The organism is Staphylococcus taiwanensis (assembly GCA_020544305.1).
Lineage (GTDB): Bacteria > Bacillota > Bacilli > Staphylococcales > Staphylococcaceae > Staphylococcus > Staphylococcus taiwanensis.
The window spans coordinates 1,077,515-1,090,154 of sequence record CP058667.1 but is presented as its reverse complement, the minus strand read 5'-3'; the positions used below and the strand labels follow the sequence as shown (position 1 = coordinate 1,090,154).

At 39.2% G+C, this 12,640-nt stretch carries 5 protein-coding genes, 10 tRNA genes, 1 rRNA gene, 1 pseudogene and 1 other annotated feature; of the genes and pseudogenes, 2 read left to right on the top strand and 15 right to left on the bottom strand.

Annotation, left to right across the window (positions count from 1 at the left end):
• Positions 1–225 precede the first annotated feature (225 nt).
• From HYI43_05220 to HYI43_05150, 15 genes and pseudogenes are all read right to left on the bottom strand, one after another.
• A tRNA-Ser gene (locus HYI43_05220) sits at positions 226–315 on the bottom strand.
• A 58-nt stretch (positions 316–373) separates the two neighbouring features.
• Positions 374–445: transfer RNA gene (locus HYI43_05215), tRNA-Glu, on the bottom strand.
• 1 nt (position 446) lies between these two features.
• A tRNA-Asn gene (locus HYI43_05210) sits at positions 447–521 on the bottom strand.
• A 9-nt stretch (positions 522–530) separates the two neighbouring features.
• Positions 531–604, bottom strand: a tRNA-Gly gene (locus HYI43_05205).
• Positions 605–618: 14 nt separating this feature from the next.
• A tRNA-His gene (locus tag HYI43_05200) sits at positions 619–694 on the bottom strand.
• Between the two features lie 13 nt (positions 695–707).
• Positions 708–780: transfer RNA gene (locus HYI43_05195), tRNA-Phe, on the bottom strand.
• A gap of 11 nt (positions 781–791) precedes the next feature.
• Positions 792–867: transfer RNA gene (locus HYI43_05190), tRNA-Asp, on the bottom strand.
• Between the two features lie 16 nt (positions 868–883).
• A tRNA-Met gene (locus HYI43_05185) sits at positions 884–957 on the bottom strand.
• A 395-nt stretch (positions 958–1,352) separates the two neighbouring features.
• A pseudogene (locus HYI43_05180) lies at positions 1,353–1,889 on the bottom strand (serine hydrolase family protein).
• A 755-nt stretch (positions 1,890–2,644) separates the two neighbouring features.
• Positions 2,645–5,144, bottom strand: a sequence feature (possible 23S ribosomal RNA but does not have good blast hits on one or both of the ends).
• A gap of 186 nt (positions 5,145–5,330) precedes the next feature.
• Positions 5,331–5,406, bottom strand: a tRNA-Ala gene (locus HYI43_05175).
• A gap of 22 nt (positions 5,407–5,428) precedes the next feature.
• Positions 5,429–5,505 (bottom strand) — tRNA-Ile (locus HYI43_05170).
• A 94-nt stretch (positions 5,506–5,599) separates the two neighbouring features.
• Positions 5,600–7,152, bottom strand: a 16S ribosomal RNA gene (locus tag HYI43_05165).
• Between the two features lie 665 nt (positions 7,153–7,817).
• On the bottom strand, positions 7,818–8,270 hold the full coding sequence (gene perR, locus HYI43_05160; protein UDI77961.1) for a peroxide-responsive transcriptional repressor PerR: 453 nt from the start codon (positions 8,268–8,270) through the stop codon (positions 7,818–7,820).
• A gap of 94 nt (positions 8,271–8,364) precedes the next feature.
• Positions 8,365–9,315, bottom strand: coding sequence for a hydroxyacid dehydrogenase (locus HYI43_05155; protein UDI79273.1), 951 nt, complete (start codon positions 9,313–9,315; stop codon positions 8,365–8,367).
• Between the two features lie 6 nt (positions 9,316–9,321).
• Positions 9,322–9,777, bottom strand: coding sequence for a peroxiredoxin (locus HYI43_05150; GenBank protein UDI77960.1), 456 nt, complete (start codon positions 9,775–9,777; stop codon positions 9,322–9,324).
• A gap of 81 nt (positions 9,778–9,858) precedes the next feature.
• On the opposite strand from HYI43_05150, the gene HYI43_05145 reads away from it, so the two are divergent.
• Positions 9,859–11,148 (top strand): glutamate-1-semialdehyde 2,1-aminomutase, encoded by a 1,290-nt coding sequence (locus HYI43_05145; protein ID UDI77959.1) that lies wholly within the window; start codon positions 9,859–9,861, stop codon positions 11,146–11,148.
• Between the two features lie 164 nt (positions 11,149–11,312).
• A complete protein-coding gene (locus tag HYI43_05140) occupies positions 11,313–12,407 on the top strand; it encodes an aromatic acid exporter family protein (protein UDI77958.1) in 1,095 nt (364 codons plus the stop codon).
• Positions 12,408–12,640: the final 233 nt, after the last annotated feature.

Sequence of the window (12,640 nt, the reverse complement as noted above, 5' to 3'; positions counted from 1 at the left end):
TCGTCGACCTAAATATATTATAATATTTTTATATAATTAAATCAATGTTAATTTTAAAATAAATATCATCCTCTTATCTCCTTACTTAAATTCTAATTGATTTAAGTCTATACATTACCACTTACAAATAATAAAAAAAGCAAGGTCAACGTGTCAGAGAATTATTTTCTTGACACATTTTTGACACTTGCTAGCTTGAAAGCCTAATACAATAGGCTTATCGTATGGAGAGCAAGGGATTCGAACCCTTGAAACGCTTATGGCGCTTACACACTTTCCAGGCGTGCTCCTTCGGCCAGACTCGGACAGCTCTCCTCAATATTAGTTATATAATACATAAAAAAACAGAAGCGATATTTCACTTCTGTTTGTATGACTCCTACGGGACTCGAACCCGTGTTACCGCCGTGAAAGGGCGGTGTCTTAACCGCTTGACCAAGGAGCCATGGCTCCGCAGGTAGGATTCGAACCTACGACCGATCGGTTAACAGCCGATAGCTCTACCACTGAGCTACTGCGGAATAATATGATGGAGCGGGTGATGGGAATCGAACCCACAACATCAGCTTGGAAGGCTGAGGTTTTGCCATTAAACTACACCCGCGTAGTAAACGATTATGGGGCGGTTGAAGGGAATCGAACCCTCGAATGTCGGAACCACAATCCGATGCGTTAACCACTTCGCCACAACCGCCAAAATGATTGAATGGTTCAGGACAGAGTCGAACTGCCGACACATGGAGCTTCAATCCATTGCTCTACCAACTGAGCTACTGAACCTTAATAAGTAATGGCGGTCTCGACGGGAATCGAACCCGCGATCTCCTGCGTGACAGGCAGGCGTGTTAACCGCTACACTACGAGACCTATTAAAAACTATGTATTGCGGGAGGCGGATTTGAACCACCGACCTTCGGGTTATGAGCCCGACGAGCTACCGAACTGCTCCATCCCGCGCTAATATTATTTTACGTCTCAAAAATCAGTACTTGATAAGTATATCACTTTGCAATAAGTGATGTCAACACTTTTTTAAAATAAGTTTTACATTAGATTCATTAAAACTTTATATTTGAATGCGATAATGAATAAATAACTGTCGCCTTTCGAATACTTTATTAGTATATATAGTAACCCTTATATAGTCAATAACCATTCTAAAGTAATTTGTGTAAAAAAACGCTACATTTAAAAAATTCTAATTAAAGATACGAATTGGGTATAACTTTAATTTTAAAAAAGCTTCTAAACAATTACTTTAGCAATAACACTCTCTCCTCATTGTATACTAAAATTCTAGTTCCTAAATCCTTTTATTGCTTTTGCAATATAAAAATATAAAAGTAGATAAACTACATAGTCATATACTTTTGCATTTTATCTTGTAACTCTGAAAATGAAACAAAGCCTTCTTCTTCCAAAAAGTGTCCACCCTCTTCTACTATCTTAGTTTTACCATTTAATTCATCCATTAATTTAAGTGTTTCTTTATATGACACGTATGAATCATCTTTAGACGCTAATCCATAAAAGTGCTTCACCTTACTTTTAATATCACTATAATCGATTTGTATATGTTCTACTTTAATCGATTGATCGATGTCTACTGCATCTTCTTTAAAACCAGCAATACTAAAGAAACCAGCAATTGGCTGAATTACATTTAACCCCTCAATATATTTTAAAGTAGCTATTGAACCATATCCGTGAGTTATGAAATAGGTATCTGAAGATATGATATTGATTTGATGATTTAATTCTGCAACCCATGTATCAATCGATTTATTCTTGCGTTCATCTAAGTGAAATAATTGCACATCATAACCTTCTAATTCTAGGTTATGTTGTAACCACTTATACCAATGATTATGTGAATCCCCCCCTTTGGCAAGGGGGTTTTAATAATATTGCAAGCGGGAAAGGGACAAACCCCCCCCCGGGGGGAAAAACCCAATTTTTTCCCCCCCCCCCGGGGCCAAAAGGGTTAAAATTAATCTGTTTGTCAAAATCCCCAAACCCCGGCAAAGGGCCTTGGGGGCCCCCAGGGAAAATTAAACCCAAAAAAACCCTTTTAAAGTCATTTCTCCCAAATGACTGGCCCCAAAAATTTTAAAGGGGTTAAAAAACGGGTTCGAACCCCGGCCCCTTTGCTTGAAAGGGGTTTTAAGTGAGTTTTCCCCCCAATTTTTTTTGGAAAGTCCACCTGGGAAGTTTCCAATTTTTAAGGGGTAATTTTTTTTTTTTCCCGGGGGGGGAAAAGGGGGGGCCCTCCCATGTCCCCAAAAAAAGGTGTTTTTTAAAAAAGAAATTGTTTTTCGCAAAATTTTAAAAAAATTGTTTAATTTATGATTTTGCCCCCAAAAAGTTCCCCTCGAATATTAACCCCCCCTTTGGGGGTCAAAACCAATTTAAACCTGGAGGGGGGTTTTTTGGATTTTACCTTTGTTTTTCATAGCCCCAGGCCTTCCGCAACTGAAACCATTATGCCTCCCGGGCCTTTTTTAAAGGAATTCCTTTTCTTTTTAGCCCGGGGAAAACCCGCCCAGATTTTTCCCCCGCGCTACGTTTGGGGGCAAACCCCGGGGGACCAACCCCCCGGACGATACCGCCCCTCGGGGGGGGGCCCAAAACCCCCCCGGGGGGAAACTCTTGGGGAGATAAGCCTGTTATCCCCGGGGTAGCTTTTATCCGTTGAGCGATGGCCCTTCCATGCGGAACCACCGGATCACTAAGTCCGTCTTTCGACCCTGCTCGACTTGTAGGTCTCGCAGTCAAGCTCCCTTATGCCTTTACACTCTATGAATGATTTCCAACCATTCTGAGGGAACCTTTGAGCGCCTCCGTTACCTTTTAGGAGGCGACCGCCCCAGTCAAACTGCCCGCCTGACACTGTCTCCCACCACGATAAGTGGTGCGGGTTAGAAAGCCAACACAGCTAGGGTAGTATCCCACCAGCGCCTCCACGTAAGCTAGCGCTCACGTTTCAAAGGCTCCTACCTATCCTGTACAAGCTGTGCCGAATTTCAATATCAGGCTACAGTAAAGCTCCACGGGGTCTTTCCGTCCTGTCGCGGGTAACCTGCATCTTCACAGGTACTATGATTTCACCGAGTCTCTCGTTGAGACAGTGCCCAAATCGTTACGCCTTTCGTGCGGGTCGGAACTTACCCGACAAGGAATTTCGCTACCTTAGGACCGTTATAGTTACGGCCGCCGTTTACTGGGGCTTCGATTCGTAGCTTCGCAGAAGCTAACCACTCCTCTTAACCTTCCAGCACCGGGCAGGCGTCAGCCCCTATACATCACCTTACGGTTTAGCAGAGACCTGTGTTTTTGATAAACAGTCGCTTGGGCCTATTCACTGCGGCTCTTCTGGGCTTGCACCCTAAAGAGCACCCCTTCTCCCGAAGTTACGGGGTCATTTTGCCGAGTTCCTTAACGAGAGTTCGCTCGCTCACCTTAGAATTCTCATCTTGACTACCTGTGTCGGTTTGCGGTACGGGCACCTATTATCTATCTAGAGGCTTTTCTTGGCAGTGTGAAATCAACGACTCGAGGAAACAATTTCCTCTCCCTATCACAGCTCAATCTTAAGAGTGCCGGATTTGCCTAACACTCAATCTCACTGCTTAGACGTGCACTCCAACAGCACGCTTTGCCTATCCTACTGCGTCCCCCCATCGATTAAAACGATGCTAGGTGGTACAGGAATATCAACCTGTTATCCATCGCCTACGCCTGTCGGCCTCAGCTTAGGACCCGACTAACCCAGAGCGGACGAGCCTTCCTCTGGAAACCTTAGTCAATCGGTGGACGGGATTCTCACCCGTCTTTCGCTACTCACACCGGCATTCTCACTTCTAAGCGCTCCACATGTCCTTGCGATCATGCTTCAACGCCCTTAGAACGCTCTCCTACCATTGTCCTACGGACAATCCACAGCTTCGGTAATATGTTTAGCCCCGGTACATTTTCGGCGCAGTGTCACTCGACTAGTGAGCTATTACGCACTCTTTAAATGATGGCTGCTTCTAAGCCAACATCCTAGTTGTCTGGGCAACGCCACATCCTTTTCCACTTAACATATATTTTGGGACCTTAGCTGGTGGTCTGGGCTGTTTCCCTTTCGAACACGGACCTTATCACCCATGTTCTGACTCCCAAGTTAAATTAATTGGCATTCGGAGTTTGTCTGAATTCGGTAACCCGAGAAGGGCCCCTCGTCCAAACAGTGCTCTACCTCCAATAATCATCACTTGAGGCTAGCCCTAAAGCTATTTCGGAGAGAACCAGCTATCTCCAGGTTCGATTGGAATTTCTCCGCTACCCACAGTTCATCCGCTCACTTTTCAACGTAAGTCGGTTCGGTCCTCCATTCAGTGTTACCTGAACTTCAACCTGACCATGGGTAGATCACCTGGTTTCGGGTCTACGACCAAATACTCAACGCCCTATTCAGACTCGCTTTCGCTACGGCTCCACATTTACTGCTTAACCTTGCATCAGATCGTAACTCGCCGGTTCATTCTACAAAAGGCACGCCATCACCCATTAACGGGCTCTGACTACTTGTAAGCACACGGTTTCAAGTTCTCTTTCACTCCCCTTCCGGGGTACTTTTCACCTTTCCCTCACGGTACTGGTTCACTATCGGTCACTAGAGAGTATTTAGCCTTAGGAGATGGTCCTCCCAGATTCCGACGGAATTTCACGTGCTCCGTCGTACTCAGGATCCACTCAAGAGAGAATATATTTTCAACTACAGGATTATTACCTTCTTTGATTCAACTTTCCAGATGATTCGTCTAATATATTCTTTTGTAACTCCGTATAGAGTGTCCTACAACCCCAATAAGCAAGCTTATTGGTTTGGGCTCTTCCCGTTTCGCTCGCCGCTACTCAGGGAATCGATTTTTCTTTCTCTTCCTCCGGGTACTAAGATGTTTCAGTTCTCCGGGTCTGCCTTCTGACAAGCTATGAATTCACTTGTCGATAACACGACATAACTCGTGCTGGGTTCCCCCATTCGGAAATCTCTGGATCAACGCTTACTTACAGCTACCCAAAGCATATCGTCGTTAGTAACGTCCTTCGTCGGCTTCTAGTGCCAAGGCATCCACCGTGCGCCCTTAATAACTTAATCTATGTTTCCACCATATTAGAACGTAGTTCTAATGTTAAGAAACCTGTTATTAATCTTGTGAGTGTTCTTTCGAACACTAGCGATTATATTTTATGAATTCAAGCTTTTTTAAAACTCTAATTCACTCGGTTTTGCTTGGTAAAATCTAATTTACTTACTTATCTAGTTTTCAATGTACAAAATGATATGGTGGAGACTAGCGGGATCGAACCGCTGACCTCCTGCGTGCAAAGCAGGCGCTCTCCCAGCTGAGCTAAGCCCCCATATTTATTTAAAAGTGTTTAATGGTGGGCCTGAGTGGACTCGAACCACCGACCTCACGCTTATCAGGCGTGCGCTCTAACCAGCTGAGCTACAGGCCCATTAAATCACAAAATGTTTAAAATAAACATTCAAAACTGAATACAATATGTCACGTTATTCCTCATCTCTACGAGATGTTCCGAATATATCCTTAGAAAGGAGGTGATCCAGCCGCACCTTCCGATACGGCTACCTTGTTACGACTTCACCCCAATCATTTGTCCCACCTTCGACGGCTAGCTCCAAATGGTTACTCCACCGGCTTCGGGTGTTACAAACTCTCGTGGTGTGACGGGCGGTGTGTACAAGACCCGGGAACGTATTCACCGTAGCATGCTGATCTACGATTACTAGCGATTCCAGCTTCATGTAGTCGAGTTGCAGACTACAATCCGAACTGAGAACAACTTTATGGGATTTGCTTGACCTCGCGGTTTCGCTGCCCTTTGTATTGTCCATTGTAGCACGTGTGTAGCCCAAATCATAAGGGGCATGATGATTTGACGTCATCCCCACCTTCCTCCGGTTTGTCACCGGCAGTCAACTTAGAGTGCCCAACTTAATGATGGCAACTAAGCTTAAGGGTTGCGCTCGTTGCGGGACTTAACCCAACATCTCACGACACGAGCTGACGACAACCATGCACCACCTGTCACTTTGTCCCCCGAAGGGGAAAGCTCTATCTCTAGAGTTGTCAAAGGATGTCAAGATTTGGTAAGGTTCTTCGCGTTGCTTCGAATTAAACCACATGCTCCACCGCTTGTGCGGGTCCCCGTCAATTCCTTTGAGTTTCAACCTTGCGGTCGTACTCCCCAGGCGGAGTGCTTAATGCGTTAGCTGCAGCACTAAGGGGCGGAAACCCCCTAACACTTAGCACTCATCGTTTACGGCGTGGACTACCAGGGTATCTAATCCTGTTTGATCCCCACGCTTTCGCACATCAGCGTCAGTTACAGACCAGAAAGTCGCCTTCGCCACTGGTGTTCCTCCATATCTCTGCGCATTTCACCGCTACACATGGAATTCCACTTTCCTCTTCTGCACTCAAGTTTTCCAGTTTCCAATGACCCTCCACGGTTGAGCCGTGGGCTTTCACATCAGACTTAAAAAACCGCCTACGCGCGCTTTACGCCCAATAATTCCGGATAACGCTTGCCACCTACGTATTACCGCGGCTGCTGGCACGTAGTTAGCCGTGGCTTTCTGATTAGGTACCGTCAAGACGTGCATAGTTACTTACACGTATGTTCTTCCCTAATAACAGAGTTTTACGATCCGAAGACCTTCATCACTCACGCGGCGTTGCTCCGTCAGGCTTTCGCCCATTGCGGAAGATTCCCTACTGCTGCCTCCCGTAGGAGTCTGGACCGTGTCTCAGTTCCAGTGTGGCCGATCACCCTCTCAGGTCGGCTACGTATCGTCGCCTTGGTAAGCCGTTACCTTACCAACTAGCTAATACGGCGCGGGTCCATCTATAAGTGATAGCAAAACCATCTTTCACTATCGAACCATGCGGTTCGAAATATTATCCGGTATTAGCTCCGGTTTCCCGAAGTTATCCCAGTCTTATAGGTAGGTTACCCACGTGTTACTCACCCGTCCGCCGCTAACGTCAAAGGAGCAAGCTCCTTATCTGTTCGCTCGACTTGCATGTATTAGGCACGCCGCCAGCGTTCATCCTGAGCCAGGATCAAACTCTCCATAAAAATTTATGATGTTTGATTAGCTCATAATACTAAATAATGTTTGTAACATTTAAGTTACTGTTTGGAATTAACGTTGACATATTGTCATTCAGTTTTCAATGTTCATTTTTAAGCAATTACATTTATTTATTATATCAATAATCAATATCTTGTGTCAATAACTTTTTAAATTTTTATTGTTTGTAAATTTATAAGTTAAAACCTTAATTGATTATTTCAACAAATAATATCTTATAATGTTTTACTTTTAATTTCAATAGTCAAAATTACACTTTCTTAACATTAAGTTAATGTTTTTTACTTCTTTGAAAAGAAAATGTTATTCGTTTTTGACGACTTTTATATAATAGCAAGATTGTATTTCCACGTCAACGAATTATAAAAATAAATAAGTTTAATTTTTCACATCAATTGTACTTATTGGATTTTAGGAGTGTTTTTTATATATTATTTCTTCTTTTAACACTTTAAAACTAATTAAATACATGTAAATTGCTCATTATTGTAAACTTAATCAATCAATTTCACCTTAAAGATAACTTTATGCAAACCTTGCTATAATTTATTTTAGCAAACGTTACACCATTAAAATAAGTCAGTAGATCTTTGGAAAATAATCTACTGACTTATCGATTAGTATTTAATTATTTTAGCTGGATAAAATCTTATTGTTCTTTATCTTTACATTCTTTGCAAATACCATATATTTCCATACGGTGATGTGTTACATCGAACTCTGTTATATGTTGAGCAAGCTGTTCAACTTCATCTAATTGTGGATAATGAAAATCAACAATCTTACCACACTTTTCACATATGACGTGGTAATGATTATGTGTATTAAAGTCAAATCGACTTGAAGCATCTCCATATGTTAGTTCTTTAACGATTCCTATGTTTTTAAAAACTCTTAAATTATTGTAAATGGTTGCAACACTTATATTTGGAAAATCAGGTGAAAGTGCTTGATAAATTTCATCCGCTGTTGGATGTGAATGAGATGTGATTAGAAAACGAATAATTGCTTGTCTTTGTGGCGTAATACGTACACCAGCTTTTCTTAATGCAATTATTGATTCTTCAAGTTCGTGTTCTATTGATTCTAATTCCGCACTCATTGTGTTCACCATCTTTCTAGTTAATAATTATTATTACTTTATATTAATATAACTGTTTCGAAAGTTGAATGTCAATAAGTACGCTATTATTCCTTTAATATCCCTTGTCTAAATCAACTAGATTCTCATTTACACTGTTCTTATTGAGAAAATTATCTAAATTTCTTGTAAAGATTTTAGTGGCATCTTTTTTGATATGATTATCGTTCCCAGTGATATGTGCTGTAATCGTTATATTCGAAAGGTTATATAGTGGATTATCAGCTTGTAATGGTTCATTTTCAAACACGTCTAAATATGCATGGCGTATTATTTTATTTTTCAGTACTTTTAAAATAATTTCTTCTTTAACAATCGTGCCTCTTCCTACATTAATAAATAGGCTATCATCTTTCATCACTCTGAAATGTTCTTCTGTTAGCAAATGAAAGGTCTCTTCTGTTTCAGGTAACGTATTAATAACTATATCTGCTTCATTTAAAACTTTTTCAAGTTCATCAATCTTATAAATTTGATGAAATCCTTCTTTTTGCGTTCCAGATTTACTAATTCCGATAATTTCTGTGTCAAATGGCTGTAATAGTTTAACAGTATGTTGTGCTAGTGCACCTGTACCTAAGAATAGAACCTTTTCATTATTCAAACGCTTGCCAGTTAATCTAGAATCATATTTATGATTATATTGATTTAGGTATGATATTCTCATTTTTTTATAATCATCTAAGATAAATGCAAGAATGAATTCAGATAATTGTTTCGCTTGGACGCCTCTACTATTAGTCAAGATAATATTTCTCTCTTTTATATAATCTAATGGTAGACTATTTACACCTGTTGCATACCATGCAATCCATTTTAAATTCGGGCAAGCTTCAATAAATGTTTGGTTTAATTCACCATCATATCCTATTAGTACATCTATTTCTTTTTTGACTTCTTCAGGTATGTCACTTGCTCTTTTGAAAAAAGAAAAATCTACCTCTGGAAATTTCTCAACCATTTCGCGTTCCATATCACCTAATCTTTTTAAGCTAGCAACTTTCATCATGATTCACCCCAAAATTTGTTTTAGTTTCTCTATTTGAGTTTTAACTTTTACTTTTTCAATAACATCAATAATATATCCTTCTTCATCAATTACAAACGTAGTACGTACAATTCCCATACTTTCTTTGCCAAACGATTTTTTTAATTGATAAGCACCTACTCTATCAGAAAGCATAAATTCATCATCTACTAATAAATCGAAGTTAAGTGCATGTTTTGATATAAAATTTTGATGCTTTTTCTTAGAGTCACCGCTTATTCCATAAATCGTTACATTCAAATCATTAAATAACTCTATATTATCCCTAAAATCACAAGCTTCTGTTGTACATGTTGGCGTATTATCACGTGGGTAAAAATAAAGTATCGCTTTATTTCCTTTTATTGTTTCATTGGTAACCATTTCACCGTTTTGATTTTCTAAATTAAATTCTGGAAACTTATCGCCTTTACTTAACATAATCTCACCTATTTCTTAATATTGTTAGTTATATGATACGATAGTGATGAACATTATTAAAATAAGAGAGGTTGATACTTAATGAAATTCACAGAAAGTGAACGTCTCCAAGAATTATCGAATGAATATATATTAGGTGGAGTTAACTCTCCTTCTCGTTCATACAAAGCAGTTGGTGGTGGTGCGCCAGTAGTTATGCGTGAAGGTCACGGTGCTTATCTATATGATGTAGACGGTAATAAATTTATTGATTATTTACAAGCTTATGGTCCAATTATTACAGGACATGCTCATCCACATATTACTGAAGCTATACAAGATCAGGCAGCTAAAGGGGTATTATATGGTACTCCTACTGAATTAGAAATCGAATTTAGTAAGAAATTGCGTGAAGCTATCCCTTCACTTGAAAAGATTAGATTTGTAAACTCAGGTACTGAAGCTGTAATGACTACAATTCGAGTTGCACGTGCTTATACAAAGCGCAATAAAATCATTAAGTTTGCTGGATCATACCATGGTCACTATGACCTAGTATTAGTTGCTGCAGGTAGTGGTCCTTCACAACTTGGTTCTCCAGATTCAGCAGGCGTCCCTGAAAGTGTTGCAAAAGAAGTAATTACCGTGCCATTTAATGATATTGATTCATATAAAGAAGCTATGGAACATTGGGGCGATGAAGTAGCCGCAGTATTAGTAGAACCAATTGTCGGCAACTTTGGGATGGTAGAACCTCAACCCGGGTTTTTAGAAGAAGTAAATAAAATCACACATGATTATGGTGCATTAGTGATTTATGACGAAGTTATCACTGCATTCCGCTTCCATTATGGTGCTGCTCAAGATTTATTAAATGTATATCCAGACTTAACGGCATTCGGAAAAATAATTGGCGGTGGTCTTCCAATCGGTGGTTACGGTGGCCGTCAAGATATCATGGAGCACGTTGCCCCATTAGGACCTGCATATCAAGCTGGTACGATGGCAGGTAATCCTCTTTCAATGAGAGCGGGTATCGCACTTTTAGAAGTTCTAGAACAAGAAGGCGTCTATGATAAATTAGATAAACTTGGAAAAAGATTAGAAGATGGCTTACTTAAACTTATTGAAAAACATGATATCACTGCAACTATTAACCGCGTGTATGGTTCACTTACCCTTTATTTTACAAATGAAAAAATTACGCATTACGAACAAGTTGAAAATTCTGATGGAGAAGCATTTGCTAAATTCTTCAAATTAATGTTACATCAAGGAATTAACTTAGCCCCATCAAAATTTGAGGCATGGTTCTTAACTACTGAACACACAGAAGAAGATATTGATCAAACACTTGAAGCTGCTGATTATGCTTTTAGTCAAATGAAATAATATTAAATAATTAGATCCTACTAAATTGTTATTCAATATGACTGAGTAACAATTTAGTAGGTTTTTTCTTTCTTCATCGTAAAAACTTGTATAGATTACGTCTTCAAGTGTATACTGAATTAAAATATTATTTCTTAAAAATATACTTTAAAGGAGCGTTATCGTTGAGGCTGGGAGCTCGTATACTTAAAACTGGTATTGCTATTATCCTTGCTTTGTTCATAGCTTCTTTCTTACCTGATAATGTCGGTTTAAAATCAGTTGCAGGTATTAGTGCCATTGTTGCTATGCAACCTAATATTTACCGTTCTATTAAAACAATTTCTGAACAAGCGTCTGGTAACGTCATTGGTGCTATTCTTGCTGTAATTATGGTTACTATATTTGGTAAAAACATAGTAATAATGGGTGTAACTGTCATTTTATTAATCGCTATTTTATACAAGTTAAATTTAGCTCATGTTGCTACTTTAGCTGGAGTTACTGCACTTATAATCATGGGACAACACACTGGTTCATTTTATGTCGCAGCTGCTTTCAGATTTATATTAGTCATGATAGGAGTTGTAAGTGCTTCAGTGGTAAATTTAATATTCTTACCTCCCAAATTTGAAACAAAAATATATTATAATTCAGTTAATATCACTTCTGATATATTTATATGGTTCAAACTTGTATTAAATGACGCTTCTGACTATCATCAGATTAAAGAAGATGGTGAACAGATTGAATCACGTATTTCAAAACTGGAACAAATATTTAATTATTATCATGAAGAAAAAGCACTAACACGCAAAGCTGCTTTTCAACAAAATAGAAAGAAAATATTGTTTAAAGAAGTTGTAGGTACAACTAGACAGGCATATGAGGTACTAAATCGTATGGCAAGATATCAAAATGATTTGCATAACTTGAATCATAATTTAATTTTCCAGATTAAATTGGAATTAGACTCATTAATTGCTTATCATGAACAAATTCTTAAAAGCTTATCTAAAAAAGCACGTTATAATGTTGAACATTTTGATAATCAAATTAAAAATCCACAAAAAAAGGATCTCATGGATGCTTTTCAACAACAATTAATTCAAAATCCATACCAAGTTGAATATTCATACGCTAATATTATGCAAATCATTGCGGCCATAGAAGAATATCGTTATTTCTTGGAACATCTTGATCGTCTAAGATTAAGTTTCTTCACATATCATCGTAATGATACAGATATTGATATCGCAGATGAAGATTTTGACCTATAAAAACAAGAGTCTGGGACATAATTCCTAGAGAAATAGCCAGTAAATGAGTTTTAACAAATTCATTTACTGGCTTCTTTATTTACAATACTCCGTATTGTTGGCTCGCTTTCTTAGGGGACAGCTTCAGCCTGTAGTCTTCAGCTTGTCCTGTTCCCTCAAGAGTCTCGCCAAAATACTTTGTATTTATATGTAATTTTACATTGTAATACTTTAAAAAAATAAAGCACTTTCGT